Below are 16,243 nucleotides of genomic sequence, written 5' to 3' on the forward strand. Positions count from 1 at the left end.
CGAAGGATCTCCGGGATTAACACTGTGCCACATTCAGGAGATCCTTCGCTGCGCTCTGGATGACGTAGCGCTGAGACAAGGAGGAACGTGACCTATTACTAAACTCTAAAAGACTTGGGTAAGTGTTTTTTTGTAAACCGAGCTGATCCTTTCGCCCGTCCAAACATAGCTGTAATGGGCGCTTTGCTGACATTGATGAATGATTTTAGGTTTGAAAAGGGCGAAATTTCTATCATTGTTGTCCGTAGTGCGTACTGAATAATAAACTAAGCCCTCATTGCCTCGCTGCTTTAATTCTGCCCCCAAGGTTTGACCGCTTAGGTAATCGGTTGTCGAATAAATCAAATGTTCTGATTTATTAAGATCAAGCAGGCTATGGAGATCAGCACTAAACTCAGCAACTAAGGAGCGCATGTCAAGTTCCTGCGCAGGCTCCTTGGTATAACTTAGAAAGCGTTCTCTGTGATAAACAGTTTCTGCAATGGCTGTATCCAAAAACTCAGAAGCGTAAAAAACACCATAGTCACCATTTGAGAAACGACTGCCATCGGGATTAATATGGGTGAAAGCTGCCATCACATAACCGCAGCCTGGTGCTGCGAAAAGACGCTCTCCTTCAGGCACTAAGGAAAGTTCGCCAATTTCATCCTGAATCCGTGGATTTGTTATGGTCTGTATCGCATATAGCGCTGCAAATTCATCTTCATTTGCAACATCCTCAAATAAATGAACAGGTGGAAATTTTGAAGGAATAAGACGATAACAGCGCTGTCTTAAAAAATTTATTTTGCTTAGGGAGTCAAGCGAAGTCATTATGATTTGCCGCCACGCTCGGCATTCAATCGGCTGGCCACCGCCCAAAGATCTACTACTCGTCCTTGTAGCATAATGTCCATGGCTGATTTGCCATTGTAAAAGGGGGCATCATTAGGTTTTCTAATCCAGCCATAAATGGAGTCTGGATGCGAGAAAAGAATCCTTAATGCCGCATGAATATTGAGTAAATAGGATAGGCGCTCTGTCAAATCAGGGCTTATTGAAGCACTTTCGGGCATGCTTTTATATTTAAATAAGGTCGAGCGTTTTAAACCAAGTAAAATCTGGGTTTCTTCAACACTACACTGCCATTTCTCAAGAATTTTAAGCACAGCCTTGAGTGCAGTTTGCATCTGAGCACTATTAATTGTAGTCAACTTGGCCCTAATCATGATTTTCTCCGGCGGAGCTTTTTTCAAAATCCAATGAGCTTTCGATATAAATATAGACTATATATTTGTATGAGTCTACATGTGGACTATTAATAAGCCAATAATGTTATTACCCGACTTATTAAGGTATTACAAGCTTGTAGGGAGTTAATTGATTTTTACAACAGGGGGATTTTGACTTGGCGGAGAGGCAGGGATTCGAACCCTGGGAAGGTTGCCCTTCAACGGTTTTCAAGACCGCCGCTTTCGACCGCTCAGCCACCTCTCCGACAGAGCAGAATACTATCTCAAGGTTTGTTTCATTGCAAATTATTTTTATAGATTATTTATCTTGCAGAAAACTTTTCTTTTTTGTTATACAGTTCGCAAAATTCTGACGGATGAGTATAATGAGCGGCATTTGCAAACGTAGGTGTGATAGGTCTTTATATGAAACGAATTCAAGTGTTACTCCTTATCAGTATGTTACTCTCTTTAACAGCATGTAAAAAATGGTGGGGAAGAGATGATGAAGATAACAATCCTTATCAAGGGATGACAGCGAAGCAGCTTTTTGCTGAGTCACAAAAAGCGATGTCTAAAGAGCAATATGAAAGTGCTGCCAAACGTCTGGAAGCGTTAGAGTCTATGTATCCTTTTAGCGATTTTGCTGAGAAAGCACAGATGGATTTGATTTACGCTTATTATCAAAAAGGGGATTTCCCTTCTGCTGCCGCAACTGCGGAACGTTTTATTCATCTTTATCCACGTGCTAAAAATGTTGATTATGCTTATTACATGAAAGGACTGGCAAATTTCCAACAAACACGCGGTACTATGGCTAATATGTTGCCGGTTAATGAGTCGTGGCGTGATCCTGGTACACAGTCACAGGCATATTCTGATTTTGCAACGCTGATACAAAAATTCCCAGAGAGCCGCTATAAGCCAAATGCCTTGCAGCGTATGATTTATTTACGCAATATGTTTGCTCAGCGCGAATTGAATACATCTAAGTACTACTATGAGCGTAAGATGTTTGTTGCTGCAGCAGAGAGGGCAAATTACTTGGTTCAAAACTATCCGCAAGCACCAAGTTCACGTGAAGCCTTGGCATTGATTTATAATGCAAATACTCACTTAGGTTTAACGAAGGCTGCTAATGATGCTTTGGCAGTTTATCAGGCTACTTATCATAGTAATCCGCCGATTATATCTACTAATTAGGCTAACCCTCTCCGGGCACCTTCTCCCTAAAAGGGAGAAGGGAAGATTCTGGTGTGCCAGAGGGGTGGTGTATCAAGCAGGACAAACCTCTTCACCAGCCTTCTCTTTATTTTCCTCTGCTGTCTCATTACTATTCAAATTAACTAGAAGCTCATTAACCAAAGATCGTAACTCACCGCCTAGAAGTGTTAAAGCTGCGTCACGTTGCTGGTATTCTTCCTCAAGATCTCTGATTTCGTTAAATTCATCAATCAAATAATCGAGGCTCTTCAAGCGTTTAAAAACCAAATCATGGGTTAGGGTAAATTGAATACGCTCATTCCATATTAAGGAAATTTCTGCAGCAGCTAAGCCTTGCGATAAAAGCGTTAAAATTTCTTCTGCAGGTAATTCATAACCTTTGCAATTTACTCGTTTCTTCTCGTCATCCAGAGAAAATAGCAGGCAATCGGATGCAAGTTGGAAGGAGGGGGGTAACAAAGAGGGATCAGAAATCCAGTGGGCAAAGCGCAGAGCTAAATTGTCCTGATGAGCCAGGGGTTCAATCTGGATACCTGGAATTGATTTGCGTAGAAGAGAGGTTAATTGTGAGGCCTGATTATTACTTGAGGCATTAATAATTAAGCGTTTCTCTACAGAATCTAATAAAGCCGGCAATTGCTTTTGTACGCAAAAGGATTTTGGTAATAACTCAAACTCTAAATCCTCAGCAATTTGTGCTTTTTCAGCCCGTTTAATAGCTCGGCCTTGTTGTGTTTCAATCGCTTGAACACGTTCAGCGAGCATGCGATTAATAACACCACGCGGTAGAATTCGCTCTTCCTTGCCTAGGCAAATTAGAGAGCAGCCAGCAACTTCCTGGACTAATTCATCGGCAAAGGCAGGGAGCCATCCATAAATAAATCGGGCATGAGGTGGGCAGGGTTTCAAGATTTCCTCAGCGAGTAAGCTAGCAAAATCAACTGTTTCATCAAGTTCGTACTTGTAGATAAGCGCATTATTGAACCACATATTTCATCCTTTATTGCAAAAAAACTGATGCTAACATGTTTCGAAATGGGTTGCGAATAGGGGGAGAATGAAGTGAATCCGAATTCCCGTGGCTTATCTACACAAGTGTCTGTAATAGATGAGCCCTGTCCCCCTAAAGCACGTCATCCAGAGCGCAGCGAAGGATCTCCGGGATTAGCACAGTGCCACATTCAGGAGATCCTTCGCTGCGCTCCCAAAGACGTACGTCATGTCGAACGTAGAGAGACATCTCCTGAGTGTAGTACTGTGCTAATCCCGGAGATCCCTCACTATGTTCGGGATGACGAGGTCTTTATCGATGTTTACCCCAAAGGTGCTGGGGCGCTCTGGATGACGTAATGTTGGGGATCTGCCTTAGTTAGACCCGGCGTGGCTTTGCTTAAAATGAGATAGTAGTGAGAACTAATCTGGTTTATACTTCGCCACTCTTAATTTTTGACCATTTCTAATCTATGAAAGCCGCAGTTTATTTACATAAAATCAAGCAGAATACTGTGCGGCGCGGGCATCCCTGGATTTTTCCAAAGGCGATAAGCAAGACTAAGGGCAAGCTGGTTACTGGTAGCCTGGTCGATGTCTTTAGCGATGAGGGCGAGTTTCTTGCTACCGGTGTTTATAACGAACATTCCTTATACCGCGTTCGTGTTCTCTGTCAAAGCTGGGAGACTGTCAATAACTCTTCCCTGGCTGAAATCATTGCCTATCGTCTGCGTCAGGCGCTTGCTGTGCGTGAAAGCTTAGGACTACCTAATAAAGATACATCGGCCTATCGCCTTTGCAACTCTGAAGCTGATGGATTATCCGGTCTGACTATTGATCGTTTTAACCAGATCTCAGTGGTTGCGAGCTCCGCTCTTTGGGTCGAAGCCAATAAGGAGATTATCAAGCAAACGATTCTGAAACTCTTACCCGACGAGAAAATCGTCTGGTTGGCGCAGAAAAAACCGCTTGGCCAAGATGGCTGGACAGCGGAGATTGAACAGGTCGAGCCAATGACGGCGCAGGTACTCGAGGCTGGAGTTAGTTATCAGGTTGATTTTTCGCAAGCGCAAAAGACCGGTTTGTTTCTCGATCAACGTGAAAACCATCAACGAATTGCTGCCTTGGCAAAGGGTAAACGTGTACTCGATCTTTATTCTTACACTGGCGGTTTTGCCTTGCATGCAGCCAAGGCTGGTGCAGCTAAGGTCATAGCTGTAGATAGTTCTGCACAAGCGATAAGTCAAGCGGAGCAAAACGCGGTTTTAAACGGCATTAGTAATATTGAATTTATTGAAGCGGACGCTCGTGATTATTTACAACAGGCTGGTGACTATGATCTAGTTATCCTTGATCCACCTAAATTGGTTCCTTCGCAGCGACATGCTGAAAAGGCTAAAAACTATTACCGTTTCCTGCATCGAGAAATCTTTAAGGCTATGCGTCCTGGAAGTTTATTGATGACTTGCAATTGTTCCTCAGCCTTATCGGCACAGGATTTTTCTAGCCTGGTGAGTAGTCAGGCGCCAGCGGCAGGTAAGCAGGTTAGAGTTCTTGGGATTTTCGGTCCCTCAAGTTGTCACCCAACTCTGGCGGCCTTTCCTGAGGGTAGCTATCTGACTGCTGTGTTATTGGCTGTGATCTAGCTGAGTTGCACCCCAAAATACAATGATGGGCATTAAGGGTTCATGTAGGGCAATTATTGACCTATTCATCTTAATTCTGATATAGTATCTATTAATACCTATTGTTTATAAGGGGTCCCATATGGGCGTTTTAATTGGACCTAATGAGCAAAATGGAGATAATGCTTATTTGGATAGTTGTGGCCGGGAGTATGGAAACTACAAGATGGTTAACAACTCAAGAAGTCGTATACTGGAAGGGGTTCCTGCCGAGAAGATAAAGCAATTCTCTCTAGATTATGATGAGGAGCTTTATGAGGGTAATTCAGGCAAAACTCAAACAGTCGACTTTTGTGTAGTTCAACAAGATGATGATAATGTTCCTGTCTTCTTATTGCCCGCAACGCAAGATATTACTTCAAAAATGGATAGTAGGGCACGAAAAGAGTATATGAACAATATATTTAATCAATGTTATCTGAAATATCGCAATCACTGCCTTGCAAATCATGTAACTCCTGTAGAGAAAAAATATTGTGCTGCTACAGTGGTTGCTGGTACAAAAACTATGTGGGGTGGAGATCATTTTACAGCGATGATTAAGCCTCCAGGCGATGAAGATTGGCAACATGTAGATCCAACTAGTTTTGGTGGTCCGCAAAAGTTTAACCGTTATCAATGTGGTGGTTATTCCTCAATGATTGAAGCTGAAGCTTTAATGCATTATTCCTCAATGAGTATCAATTCAGTAATACAAGAAGAAAACCAAAACTCAGTTTTGCGTTCTTTTTTACAATTCATTGATAAATTGGCTTTTAAGTTTAATACCTGGTTTTCTGCTGAACGAAATGAAGTAATTCTAAATCCAAAAATGGCTCCTGTTCAGCGAGGGCAATTTGAGACAACTTATGCTGAAATGGCAGATTTTAGCGCAGGACGTTTAGCCAGAGTATTTGATAATCAGGAATTCATTAAGACAAGAGTAAATGGTAATTTGGAAGATATGGTGAAAGAGGATGGCGAAGTAGTCGAAATAAGCTCGAAAAGAGATGAGGACATAATTGATGAGTTTGATGATTTGGACTCTTCTAATACCCTAGGATAGTTCATGTTATAGGCACCCGAAGGGTAAAGGGGGCTGTGCTAAAACCGCACCTCATCCGTCGCTTCGCGCCACCTTCTCCCCAGAGGGGAGATGGGATAAATAAGAGTCCCTTCGCCCCTTTGGGGAGAAGGTGCCCGAAGGGCGGATGAGGGGCTTCTGGTTCGAAGTTCTTTGACTCAAACCCGTTCACCAAACGACTGATGCCGCTTTTGCAAACAGTCCAGCAATTCATAAAAACTTAATTCACAGGCTTGCAACATGACTAGAAGGTGAAAAATGAGATCGCTAGCTTCATTGATCAACTCTTCGCGGTTCTTAGAAACTGCTGCAATCACGGTTTCAACTGCTTCTTCACCAACCTTTTGCGCACAACGATTGAGTCCCTCTGCCAGCAATTTCGCGGTGTAACTTGATGCCTCATTGCTTTGCGCGCGCTCTTCAATCACTTTAATTAAGCTGTCTAAGATTCCAAGTTTGAATTCCATGGGTGGTTGAAAGCAGCTTGAATTACCAAGGTGGCAGCTTGGCCCTTGTGGCTCAACCTGCACTAATAAACTGTCGCCATCGCAATCCAGTGAAATGGCCTTAAGTGATAGAAAATGACCTGAGCTTTCTCCTTTAGTCCATAAGCGTTGCTTGCTACGACTATAAAAACTAACCTGGCGGGTTTCGAGGGTGACTGTCAGGGCTTGCTCATTCATATAAGCTAACATCAGTACTTCGCCGTTGTTGGCATTTTGAATAATAGCTGGAATAAGCCCATTCATTTTTTGCCAATCTAATTGGCTTGGTTGAAAATCATTCATAAGCGGACCTCAATATTGTTCGTCTGGAGTTGTTGTTTTACTTCAGCAATTGATAAAAGCTTATCGTGGAAAACAGAGGCTGCAAGTGCGCCATCAACCTTGGCTTGCAGGAAAACTTGGACAAAATCATCTATCTTGCCTGCGCCGCCTGAGGCTATTAAGGGGACTTGTATTTGCTTGCGCGCTAATTGTAGTTGCCGCAGATCATAGCCTGATCTAACACCATCGGCTTGCATGCAATTGAGCACAATTTCCCCGGCACCGCGCTCTTGTACCTCTTTAATCCAGTCGAGGGTTTTTCGTTTGGAATTTCTGCTTTTAGTCACATCGCCGGTATATTGATAAACATAAAAATCATCATCTAGCCACTGAGAGTCAATGCCTATTACCACGCATTGACTACCAAATTCATCGCTTAGCTCGTTGATTAAACTTGGATTCTCAAGGGCTGGGCTATTAATTGATAGTTTATCTGCACCTGCTTGCAAGATAGCTCTTGCTGCAGCAACTGAACGAATCCCGCCTGCAACTGTAAAGGGAATATTAATTGTTGCTGCAACCTGGTTGATCCAAGAGGCGCTGACAGTTCGCTGATCGGAGCTTGCTGTAATATCATAAAAAACCAGCTCATCAGCCCCCATGGCCGAATAGTGTTTTGCCAGCTCAAGCACATCGCCAACAACTCGGTGATTAAGGAATTTAACGCCTTTGACCACCTGATTATTACAAACGTCAAGGCAGGGAATAATGCGTTTAGCTACCATGATTTCTGTCTCGCCAGATAAGAGGAAATATCAAAATCACTTTCATAGAGCATGCGTCCTAAGATAGCTGCAGCTAAACCAAGAGAAGCCAGTTTTTCCAAGTCTTCCACATTACGAATTCCACCAGAGGCTTGCCAATTGATTTGTGGAAAACGACTAATTGCCTCTTGATAAAGCAAGAAATTAGGTCCATCCATCATGCCATCGCTTGCTATATCCGTGCATAAGATCGTTGTAATTCCGCGTTGCTGGTAGTAATCGACCCTATCCCACAAACTGTTATCTGTTGTAGTTTGCCAACCATGAATAGCAGGTTTTGGTATCCCATTTTCAAGGTGTACATCGAGGGCTAAAACAATATTCTCTGCCTTTGCAAGTTCAATGATTTGCTCGGTTAGCTCAGGATTGCTAATCGCAATACTGCCAATGACCAGCTTTTCGATACCCAGCTCCAAGCAACGCTTAGCTGATTCAAGGCTGCGAATACCTCCACCAACCTGAAGACAAAGGTCTGCTCCGTGCATCGCTTGAATCAAGGGCAGCTGTTGGATTTCGCCCGATTTAGCACCATCAAGATCAACTATGTGCAAACGCTTTGCTCCTTGCAGGGCATAACCTTGGGCAAGGGTTATTGGCGAATAATCATAGATTGATACCTGATCAAATTGTCCCTTGCGTAGTCTTACGCATTGGCCGTCTTGTAAATCAATAGCAGGAATAATTATCATCTTTCCTCCAACTTTAAAAAGTTATTAAGCAATGTAAGACCCGTTTCAGCAGATTTTTCCGGGTGAAATTGCATACCGTAAACATTGTTTTGCTGAACAATCGCTGTGAAATTTTCACTGTATTGGCAGCTTGCCAGAGCCTGCTCTTTATTAAGAAGGGCGTAGCTATGGACAAAATACACATAGTCCTGCTCTGCTAATCCCTGCGAAAGAGGCGTTTCTTTAGTCCAAATCAATTTAGACCAACCCATATGGGGAACTGGATGTTCAGTAAGTACCGGCAAACGTTTGACACTACCAGGTATTAGTCCTAAGCAGGCAACATCGCCTTCTTCACTATGCTCGAGCAGTAATTGCATACCAAGGCAAATCCCCAAAATTGGCTGGGTTAAGGCTCGCAGGGTATCAGCTAGCTGATAGACCTTTAGCGCCCGCATTGCCGCAGGGGCGGCACCCACACCGGGTAAAATCACATGGCTAGCCTTAGTCAACTCTTCTGGATCATGTGTCAATTTATAGCTGTAACCTAGGTTTTGGATTGCATTGGTTAGCGAACTTAAATTGTTGCCAGTTATATCAATCACCGCAATCATAAAACCCCCTTAGTGGATGGCAAGGCCTTATCAGATTGTAAACAGGCTTGGCGTAGCGCTCGGCCTAAGGCTTTAAAACAGGCCTCAATCATGTGGTGGTGATTATGCCCTCTGACCTTGATGTGTAGGGTTGCTCCCAAACTTGTGGCAAAGGAGTTAAAAAAATGGGGCACCATTTCTGTAGCCATTCCACCTACAAATTCACGGGTAAATTGCCCATCAAAAACACAATAGCTGCGGCCGCAGAGATCAATGGCCACAGAGGCAAGCGCCTCGTCCATAGGGAGGGTAAAGCCGTAGCGTGTCAGACCCCATTTATCCCCTAGTGCTTTCTTCAAGGCTTCGCCAAGAGTGATTGCCGTGTCTTCTACCAAGTGGTGTTCATCCACTTCAATATCGCCTAGCGCCTCAATTTGCAGGGCAAAACCGCCGTGTTTTGCAACCTGCTCTAGCATGTGGCTAAAAAAGCCGATTGGCGTATTAATTCGGGTTGTTGCCTCCGCATCGAGGCTTAGGCTTAATTCAATCTTTGTTTCCTTCGTTTGTCGTTTAACTGAGGCAGAACGCTTTTTCCCTAAAATAGTCTCAGCAATTTGCTGCCAATTGTGGTTTGCTGCAACAGGAAGAAAACCAACCCCTAGATTGTCAGCCAGCTCTTTGTCTGTAGCTCGATCACCAATAACCCAGGAATTGCTGCGATCAATAGGATTCTCCACTAAGAAACTATCCAACAAGGCTGTTTTGGGTTTACGGCAATTACAGTAATCCTCTGCTTTGTGAGGACAGATAAAAATATCGCTGAACTCAATGCCTTGAGAACGAAACAGGGCAAGGATAAACTCCTGGCAGCTTTGGAAAGAGGGTGTTGGAAAACTAGAGGTTCCCAAACCGTCTTGATTGGATACCATGACTAGGCGGAAACCCGCCTTGCTCAAGGCGATAAGTGCAGGAATGACCTCAGGGCAGAGACGGATTTTTGCTAAGTCATCCACCTGAAAATCCGCAGGTTCTTCAACTAAGGTTCCATCTCTATCAATAAATAAAACTCGTTGCATAGCAATCCCCATTTAGGGTTGAAAACTGTTTAGAGCAGCTAACAAACGTTGATTTTGATTCTTATCACCCACTGTGATTCGCAACATATTCTGTAGCGAACCTGCAGCGAAATAGCGAACCGCAATGTCTAGTTCAGCAAACCAGGCGGCCAATGCTTGGGCATGGGGGCTCGCGACAAGGATAAAGTTAGTACAACTTGGATAGACAGTTTTAATCCAGGCCGATTGCTTTAATTGCGCATTAAGTACTTCGCGGTCTTTCACAATTTGCTGGATTTTGTTGTCAAACCAGGGTTTATTTTCTAAGGCCTGTTGGGCTAAATGAATCACAGGGCTAGACAGGGTATAAGGTGGCATCGCATTCTGCATAATCTTAATTAATTGCGGTTGAGCAATGAGTGCACCGAGTCTCAGTCCTGCCATACCATAAGCTTTGGAGAGGGTACGTAACACAATTAAATTATCAAAAGAGGATAACAGCGTTGTCGCACTCGGAACCTGAGCAAATTCAATGTAGGCCTCGTCGACAACAATGACGGCCTTAGAGCGAAATTGCTCGCAAATCTGGGCTATTGTTGCTAAGTCAATCAGGTTTGCTGTCGGATTATTAGGACGACAAAGCATGATGAGCTTGCAATTGGCTTGCCATAAGGAAAATAGTTTTTCCACAGGCAGACTAAAGCCATTGTCAGCATCCAAGGGACAGTTGATGGTTTTGGCCTGCTGCAAGCCAGCATAAAACTCATACATCGGAAAAGTAGGCGGGCATTGCATAAAGCTATCCTGGCCTGCAGTCAAGAATAGTCGCATGAGAAAATCAATGCCATCATCACTGCCTCTTGTTAACAGCATTTGCTCGCTATCGATCTGATAATAAGAGGCAATCTGCTCTTGCAAGCGCTGCTGTTGACGAAAGTCAGGATAGTGATTGATTGCTACCGTATCAAGGGATACTGGAGCCCAGGGCAGTTCATTGGCATGTAAGCGATAGGCTAAGTCATCGCCACCAGGGATATAACCTTGAATAGTCATCAAGTCAGGACGAATCAGATTCAATACGGACATGTCAGCACTCCCTTTTATTAGTTAATCGTAATTTAATTGCATTGGCATGGGCGTCTAAACCTTCGAGAAGCGCAATGGTTTGCGCTGCTGGCCCTAAGTTTGCCAATCCTTCAACGCTGATTGACTGTACACTTAAGCTTTTCAGAAAGTCGATAGTGGATAAGCCGCTGTGGTTGCGCGCATAGCCATTTGTAGGTAAGACGTGATTCGAGCCGGTGATATAATCGCCCATCGATTCTGCAGCCCATTTGCCAAGAAAGATGGTTCCAGCAGAAACAATCTCGGGTACCCAAGCACTCGCATCAGAACAGTTAATAATTAAGTGCTCAGGTGCATAGCTATTGATAATTTCCAGCTGCTCAGAGCGGGAGGTACAGAGCAGAATAGCGCTTTGCTGCAAAGACTTTCTGATAATGCTCTCTCTTGTCAGTATCGCTAATTGTTCCTTTAGTCGTTGATTGACCAAGTCGGCAAAGCTTTGGCTTTCACAAAGCAAAATGACCTGCGAATCAATCCCGTGTTCGGCTTGAGCGAGTAAATCGGCTGCCACAAAGTCAGGATTTGCTTGCTCATCAGCAAGGATCATCACCTCTGAGGGCCCAGCGGGCATATCAATAGCGGCTCCTTTGGGATCGGCTGCAACTAAGGTTTTTGCTTCGGTAACATAGGCATTGCCAGGACCAAAAATTTTATCCACCTTAGTGACTGATTCAGTACCATAAGCCATTGCAGCAATTGCCTGGGCGCCGCCAATTGGATAAATAGTATCAATATCACAGAGACGGGCGGCAACTAATAGGTGTGGGTCAACCAACCCTTGGCTATTAGGCGGTGTACAAAGAACTTTAATTGGACAACCGGCCACTTTGGCAGGAATTGCTTGCATTAAAACGGATGAAACTAAGGGAGTCTTGTTGCCGCCAGGAACATAAAGACCAACTCGCGAAATAGGCCGGTAAATTCGCTCGATGCTAATACCTTTAGCTGTAGTCACCTGTTTCCTGTCTGGCATCATTGCTTGGTGGTATGTTCTTATTGTTTCTATGGCTTGTTCCAGAGCATCTTGGGCTTCGGGTTTGATTGCTGCTGCATTGATAGTCTTAGGGAGGACTCTTAATCCGCTGAGCTCAGCCTTGTCAAACTCACGGCTGAAGGCAAAGAGAGCCTCATCGCCACGTTCCCTTACTGCTCTAATAATATTTTCGACCTCTGTTTTAAAGGAGCTGGTCTGTTCAGGTCGGCTTAACCTTTGTTGCCTTTCTTCTTGGGTCAGGGCTTGCCAATCAATTATTGTTAACATCAAATTCACTCCAGCATTTTTTCAATCGGAAGGACCAAAATCGAGCTGGCGCCTAAGGATTGAATTGTTTCTAAGGTATTCCAGAAAATGCCTTCACTGGAAACAACATGAACCGCAACCTTGTCAGGATTAGCTGGCAAAGGCAGGATAGTGGGGGATTCCGCACCTGGAAGGCGTTCACAAATTCGCTCTAAGGCATGTTTCGGTGCATGGAAAAGAATATATTTACGCTCCATTGCCTGTTGCACAGCCTGTATGCGCCTTTTTAACATGGTGAATAATACTTCAAAGGGTGGTTCTACTGGTTTAGAGGTTTGAATGAAGACGGCTTGGCTATCTAAGACTTTATCAACCTCAATCAGTTTATTGTCCTCTAGTGTTTGCCCACTTGAAACAAGATCGCAAATGGCATCAGCCATACCCATTCTGGGTGCTACCTCAACAGAGCCTGAGAGTATCAATGTTTCTGCACAAATTTGTTGTTTTGCAAGGTATTGGCTGAGTAGTAAAGGGTAGCTGGTTGCTATACGCTTACCATCGAGAGAGCCTGAACCACGATAATCAAAGCCTGCAGGTACTGCAATTGACAGACGACAACGGCAGTTACCTAGCGCCAAGATAGTATTATATTGATTGTTGCTTGCTGCCAGCTCCGCTTCGAATAAGACATTTTCGCCAACGATGCCGCCATCGCAAAGGCCATCAAAAATAAGGGTTGGAATATCGTCATCACGGACAAAAAGTAAGTCGATGGGAAAGTTATCGACATGGGTGAGGAGGGCATTGTCTTTTAAGCGGAACTTTAATCCGCATTGTTGTAAGAGATTAAGGGATTCTTGTGCTAATCGGCCTTTTTTCTGTAAGGCTAAACGTAAACGTGTCTTCACGGCTGCTCCAAACGATCTGCAATTAGGTTATAGCCGCCGCTTCCATAACTTAGAGAGCGTGCGACCCTGGTTATAGTTGTTACGCTGACGCCAGTTTGCTCATGAATAGTTCTGTAGGGAATGCCTTGACGAAGTAAGGGCACAACCTCCCAACGATCAGTCATCGCTTCAAGCTCTGCTGGCGTGCATAAATCACTAAAGAAGGCTAAGGCTTCTTTTTCATTCTTTAGCTGGCTGATTGCATGCATTAGATGATGGGTAGAATCTGGTTTATGTAGTTGATGTTGTTTCATGATATTGTATTAGTGTGATGTAACATTGTTGCATTGTAATCTTATGGCTCGGGGGTTGTCAATACTGCGGCAATGTTAAGAGTATTTGTCATTCCCGCGCAGGCGGGAATCTATCCCTATATTGGAACTGTGCTTTGTGAGAAATAGTTGCGGGATAACTTAATACCAGTGACTCTTGACAGCCCCCCTTAATTTAAGCTCTGATGGTGTTTTTTCGATTTGGAGAAAGGGATGTTACTTGAAAGAGATAAATCGTGCTTATTACTCATTGATGTACAAGAAAAACTAACACCTCATGTACAAAATAGCCAAGCTTTAGTCGCTCGTTGCCAATGGACCCTGCGGTTGGCTAAAGAATTGGGCGTATCAATTTTAGTTAGTGAACAATATCCCAGTGGTTTAGGCTCAACCGTTGAGCCTCTGCGCGGATTTGCGCCCGCAGAAGATAGCATTGAAAAAGTGCAATTTTCCTGTTTTCGTTCGCCATCATTTAAACAAAAATTACAACCTTTACAGAAAAAGCAGATGGTATTAATTGGGATTGAAACCCATGTTTGTGTTTTGCAAACAGCGCTGGATTTAGTTCAAGCGGGTTATGAAGTCTTTGCAGTTGTCGATGCAGTAGCTAGTCGTTCCGAGCTTGATTATAAATATGGACTTAAGCGGATGAAGCAAGAGGGCGTGCATTTAGTAACCTCGGAAATGGTCTTTTTTGAGTGGGTTGGTCAGGCTGGTACACCTGAGTTTAAGGCGCTAAGTAAAGCTTATTTACAATAGAGATCTAAGAAGGAGTTTGCAATGAATTTGGATAATCAGACTGCTGTAATTACAGGCGGCTCTTCAGGTATGGGTAGGGCTTGTGTAAAGACCTTAGGTGAACAAGGTGTAAAAGTCGTTGTATGGGATAAACAGATTGAAAACAGCCCAGAGCAAGTTGCCTTAGCGCTTGCCTGTGATGTTAGCTCTGCCGAAGATGTTGAACGAGCGATGGCTCAGACTATTGCTCAAATCGGCATCCCGCGGATTTGTATCAACTGTGCTGGAATTGCTCCAGCCAAACGAATGGTAGGTAAAGAAGGGCCAATGCCTTTAGAAGCCTTTAAGCAGGTTATTGATATTAATCTAGTGGGAACTTTTAATGTTATGCGTGTTGTAGCAAACGCGATGGCGAGCCTTGAGCTCGATAAACTGTCGCAGGAAAGAGGCGTTATCATTAATACGGCTTCAATCGCTGCTTTTGAGGGACAAATTGGTCAGATGGCTTATAGTGCCTCTAAAGGCGGGGTTGTGGCGATGACCTTACCAGCTGCTCGTGAATTAGCCCAGCATGCAATTCGTGTAAATACAATTGCTCCAGGGCTTATTGCAACCCCCATGCTTTTGAATATGCCGCAAGAGGTTCAAGATAGTTTGGCTGCTACCGTAACCTTCCCAAAACGATTGGGTAAACCGGAAGAGTTTGCCAGTTTGGTCAAGCATGTTATTGAAAATGCGATGATTAATGGTGAGGTAATTAGACTGGATGGTGCATTAAGAATGCAGGCTCGCTAGCGTTGATTTCATTGCGAAGATAAGGAAAAAATGTTTTTTTTGCCTTATGTCTATTTGAGATTTTTAACCTGGGGCATTATTTCTTGGGGTTGGGTTTTAAAAAGGGGGAAATTAAATGTCAAGCCGCTTAAGTTTCTTGCTCATTGTAGGCGCCTCCTTGTATTTTTTTCCTAAAGTAATCATTTGGTTGCTGATCTGCGGGTTAATTGATGTTTCTGCTAACAGGCCACTCAATAGCTATTTAATTAAGCAGTATTTTTTCTCTAATTACATAACCTGGCTTTTATCACCCATTAATTTGTTTATAGATTTATTAACATTTAGTAGAAAATCTGTTTATGAACTTAACGATCTGTCAATGGAATGCCAAAATGAAATCAAATATGTTTTAAACAACATTAATAAAGATTTTTTAGTAAAAAGTTTAGATGAGAAGATAGACGGAAAAAACATGATGCTCTTTAAATGGTATGGAAAAAACATTAACAACTCTATTCAAATAGACGCTTTTCATAAACCCTTTAAATTCATTAAAACAATAGGCATATCTGCATTTAATAAACAAACTTCTACATCAAGACATTTTGGCCCTTTACGCATGACCTTGCGTGTTCTTTATAATATTAATCCTGTGCAAAATGATGAAATATATATTGAAGTAAATAACAAAAAGCATTTTTGGTATGAAAATCCATTATTTATTTTTGATGATACTTATATTCATCAATCATTTAATAATTCAGATCAAATACGCTATAACATCTATATCGATGTTATTCGTGAATCATCCTATTTTTATAATGTTATCAATTCGATGATATTTCTTATTCAACTTATCGTAAGAAAAACAAAAAAAATGCATGTTGCATACGGACTTTGGGACTTCATAAAATAAATAGTCTTTCGAAGACGAAATATTCTCTATCCCTTTGCGGATAAAGTTAGAGACACTGACGTTAAGCTATACCTTCGCCTACGTACCGCGCATAAAGCGCAGTACGTTAAGGATGCTACCTCAAACCGTTCGGGCTGAGGAGGACTTTAGG

The 16,243-nt window shown here is 43.1% G+C and carries 18 protein-coding genes and 1 tRNA gene; 6 read left to right on the plus strand and 13 right to left on the minus strand.

Annotated features, from left to right (window positions below; all coding sequences use genetic code 11):
* Window positions 1-105: 105 nt before the first annotated feature.
* The 3 genes from BN1094_RS16175 to BN1094_RS16185 form a co-directional block, all read right to left on the minus strand.
* Entirely contained in the window at window positions 106-813 is a 708-nt protein-coding gene (locus BN1094_RS16175; protein WP_044012178.1) for an RES family NAD+ phosphorylase, read from the minus strand.
* A complete protein-coding gene (locus BN1094_RS16180) occupies window positions 813-1,208 on the minus strand; it encodes an MbcA/ParS/Xre antitoxin family protein (RefSeq protein WP_052403348.1) in 396 nt (131 codons plus the stop codon). The genes BN1094_RS16175 and BN1094_RS16180 overlap by 1 nt, the downstream gene beginning before the upstream one ends.
* A gap of 180 nt (window positions 1,209-1,388) precedes the next feature.
* Window positions 1,389-1,476: transfer RNA gene (locus BN1094_RS16185), tRNA-Ser, on the minus strand.
* A gap of 161 nt (window positions 1,477-1,637) precedes the next feature.
* Between BN1094_RS16185 and BN1094_RS16190 the strand changes: the two genes are divergently transcribed.
* Window positions 1,638-2,414 (plus strand): outer membrane protein assembly factor BamD, encoded by a 777-nt coding sequence (locus BN1094_RS16190; RefSeq protein ID WP_044012179.1) that lies wholly within the window; start codon window positions 1,638-1,640, stop codon window positions 2,412-2,414.
* Between the two features lie 72 nt (window positions 2,415-2,486).
* On the opposite strand, the gene BN1094_RS16195 is transcribed toward BN1094_RS16190, so the two are convergent.
* Window positions 2,487-3,425 (minus strand): recombination-associated protein RdgC, encoded by a 939-nt coding sequence (locus BN1094_RS16195; RefSeq protein WP_044012180.1) that lies wholly within the window; start codon window positions 3,423-3,425, stop codon window positions 2,487-2,489.
* 473 nt (window positions 3,426-3,898) lie between these two features.
* Between BN1094_RS16195 and BN1094_RS16200 the strand changes: the two genes are divergently transcribed.
* Window positions 3,899-5,071, plus strand: a complete 1,173-nt coding sequence (locus BN1094_RS16200; protein WP_044012181.1) for a class I SAM-dependent rRNA methyltransferase — start codon at window positions 3,899-3,901, stop codon at window positions 5,069-5,071.
* 121 nt (window positions 5,072-5,192) lie between these two features.
* On the plus strand, window positions 5,193-6,155 hold the full coding sequence (locus tag BN1094_RS16205) for a hypothetical protein (protein ID WP_052403349.1): 963 nt from the start codon (window positions 5,193-5,195) through the stop codon (window positions 6,153-6,155).
* A gap of 176 nt (window positions 6,156-6,331) precedes the next feature.
* Here BN1094_RS16205 and hisIE read toward each other — a convergent pair whose 3' ends face one another.
* The 9 genes from hisIE to BN1094_RS16250 are packed head-to-tail and all read right to left on the minus strand — an operon-like array spanning window position 6,332 to window position 13,646.
* Window positions 6,332-6,961, minus strand: a complete 630-nt coding sequence (hisIE, locus tag BN1094_RS16210; protein WP_044012182.1) for a bifunctional phosphoribosyl-AMP cyclohydrolase/phosphoribosyl-ATP diphosphatase HisIE — start codon at window positions 6,959-6,961, stop codon at window positions 6,332-6,334.
* The gene (hisF, locus tag BN1094_RS16215) at window positions 6,958-7,725 is read right to left on the minus strand and encodes an imidazole glycerol phosphate synthase subunit HisF (RefSeq protein WP_044012183.1); all 768 of its coding nucleotides are present in this window, start codon (window positions 7,723-7,725) and stop codon (window positions 6,958-6,960) included. The genes hisIE and hisF overlap by 4 nt, the downstream gene beginning before the upstream one ends.
* Window positions 7,719-8,453 (minus strand): 1-(5-phosphoribosyl)-5-[(5-phosphoribosylamino)methylideneamino]imidazole-4-carboxamide isomerase, encoded by a 735-nt coding sequence (locus tag BN1094_RS16220; protein ID WP_044012185.1) that lies wholly within the window; start codon window positions 8,451-8,453, stop codon window positions 7,719-7,721. The genes hisF and BN1094_RS16220 overlap by 7 nt, the downstream gene beginning before the upstream one ends.
* On the minus strand, window positions 8,450-9,046 hold the full coding sequence (hisH, locus tag BN1094_RS16225) for an imidazole glycerol phosphate synthase subunit HisH (protein WP_044012186.1): 597 nt from the start codon (window positions 9,044-9,046) through the stop codon (window positions 8,450-8,452). Before hisH ends, BN1094_RS16220 begins: the two co-directional genes overlap by 4 nt.
* A complete protein-coding gene (gene hisB / locus BN1094_RS16230; protein WP_044012187.1) occupies window positions 9,043-10,101 on the minus strand; it encodes a bifunctional histidinol-phosphatase/imidazoleglycerol-phosphate dehydratase HisB in 1,059 nt (352 codons plus the stop codon). Before hisB ends, hisH begins: the two co-directional genes overlap by 4 nt.
* 12 nt (window positions 10,102-10,113) lie before the next feature.
* Complete coding sequence (gene hisC, locus BN1094_RS16235; protein WP_044012188.1) at window positions 10,114-11,166, minus strand: histidinol-phosphate transaminase; 1,053 nt, start codon at window positions 11,164-11,166, stop codon at window positions 10,114-10,116.
* 1 nt (window position 11,167) lies between these two features.
* Window positions 11,168-12,466 carry a histidinol dehydrogenase gene (hisD, locus tag BN1094_RS16240; RefSeq protein WP_044012189.1) on the minus strand — a complete coding sequence of 433 codons (1,299 nt, stop codon included), beginning with the start codon at window positions 12,464-12,466 and terminating at the stop codon, window positions 11,168-11,170.
* A gap of 5 nt (window positions 12,467-12,471) precedes the next feature.
* On the minus strand, window positions 12,472-13,353 hold the full coding sequence (hisG, locus tag BN1094_RS16245; RefSeq protein WP_044012191.1) for an ATP phosphoribosyltransferase: 882 nt from the start codon (window positions 13,351-13,353) through the stop codon (window positions 12,472-12,474).
* The gene (locus BN1094_RS16250) at window positions 13,350-13,646 is read right to left on the minus strand and encodes a YerC/YecD family TrpR-related protein (RefSeq protein WP_044012192.1); all 297 of its coding nucleotides are present in this window, start codon (window positions 13,644-13,646) and stop codon (window positions 13,350-13,352) included. The genes hisG and BN1094_RS16250 overlap by 4 nt, the downstream gene beginning before the upstream one ends.
* Before the next feature lie 231 nt (window positions 13,647-13,877).
* On the opposite strand from BN1094_RS16250, the gene BN1094_RS16255 reads away from it, so the two are divergent.
* From BN1094_RS16255 to BN1094_RS16265, 3 genes are all read left to right on the plus strand, one after another.
* On the plus strand, window positions 13,878-14,423 hold the full coding sequence (locus BN1094_RS16255; protein ID WP_044012193.1) for a hydrolase: 546 nt from the start codon (window positions 13,878-13,880) through the stop codon (window positions 14,421-14,423).
* Between the two features lie 21 nt (window positions 14,424-14,444).
* A complete protein-coding gene (locus BN1094_RS16260; protein ID WP_044012194.1) occupies window positions 14,445-15,197 on the plus strand; it encodes an SDR family NAD(P)-dependent oxidoreductase in 753 nt (250 codons plus the stop codon).
* Window positions 15,198-15,312: 115 nt separating this feature from the next.
* On the plus strand, window positions 15,313-16,092 hold the full coding sequence (locus BN1094_RS16265; RefSeq protein ID WP_044012195.1) for an aspartyl/asparaginyl beta-hydroxylase domain-containing protein: 780 nt from the start codon (window positions 15,313-15,315) through the stop codon (window positions 16,090-16,092).
* Window positions 16,093-16,243: the final 151 nt, after the last annotated feature.

This window comes from Legionella massiliensis (genome assembly GCF_000756815.1).
GTDB classification, from domain to species: domain Bacteria; phylum Pseudomonadota; class Gammaproteobacteria; order Legionellales; family Legionellaceae; genus Tatlockia; species Tatlockia massiliensis.

Bases quoted from the DNA above. Each gene is read 5' to 3' on its own strand.
- BN1094_RS16260 (WP_044012194.1), top strand. From the start codon at position 14,445: ATGAATTTGGATAATCAGACTGCTGTAATTACAGGCGGCTCTTCAGGT.
- BN1094_RS16220 (WP_044012185.1), bottom strand. From the start codon at position 8,453: ATGATAATTATTCCTGCTATTGATTTACAAGACGGCCAATGCGTAAGA.
- hisD (WP_044012189.1), bottom strand. From the start codon at position 12,466: ATGTTAACAATAATTGATTGGCAAGCCCTGACCCAAGAAGAAAGGCAA.
- hisB (WP_044012187.1), bottom strand. From the start codon at position 10,101: ATGCAACGAGTTTTATTTATTGATAGAGATGGAACCTTAGTTGAAGAA.
- hisIE (WP_044012182.1), bottom strand. From the start codon at position 6,961: ATGAATGATTTTCAACCAAGCCAATTAGATTGGCAAAAAATGAATGGG.
- BN1094_RS16250 (WP_044012192.1), bottom strand. From the start codon at position 13,646: ATGAAACAACATCAACTACATAAACCAGATTCTACCCATCATCTAATG.
- BN1094_RS16175 (WP_044012178.1), bottom strand. From the start codon at position 813: ATGACTTCGCTTGACTCCCTAAGCAAAATAAATTTTTTAAGACAGCGC.
- BN1094_RS16265 (WP_044012195.1), top strand. From the start codon at position 15,313: ATGTCAAGCCGCTTAAGTTTCTTGCTCATTGTAGGCGCCTCCTTGTAT.
- BN1094_RS16190 (WP_044012179.1), top strand. From the start codon at position 1,638: ATGAAACGAATTCAAGTGTTACTCCTTATCAGTATGTTACTCTCTTTA.
- BN1094_RS16255 (WP_044012193.1), top strand. From the start codon at position 13,878: ATGTTACTTGAAAGAGATAAATCGTGCTTATTACTCATTGATGTACAA.
- hisF (WP_044012183.1), bottom strand. From the start codon at position 7,725: ATGGTAGCTAAACGCATTATTCCCTGCCTTGACGTTTGTAATAATCAG.
- BN1094_RS16195 (WP_044012180.1), bottom strand. From the start codon at position 3,425: ATGTGGTTCAATAATGCGCTTATCTACAAGTACGAACTTGATGAAACA.
- BN1094_RS16205 (WP_052403349.1), top strand. From the start codon at position 5,193: ATGGGCGTTTTAATTGGACCTAATGAGCAAAATGGAGATAATGCTTAT.
- BN1094_RS16200 (WP_044012181.1), top strand. From the start codon at position 3,899: ATGAAAGCCGCAGTTTATTTACATAAAATCAAGCAGAATACTGTGCGG.
- hisC (WP_044012188.1), bottom strand. From the start codon at position 11,166: ATGTCCGTATTGAATCTGATTCGTCCTGACTTGATGACTATTCAAGGT.
- BN1094_RS16180 (WP_052403348.1), bottom strand. From the start codon at position 1,208: ATGATTAGGGCCAAGTTGACTACAATTAATAGTGCTCAGATGCAAACT.
- hisH (WP_044012186.1), bottom strand. From the start codon at position 9,046: ATGATTGCGGTGATTGATATAACTGGCAACAATTTAAGTTCGCTAACC.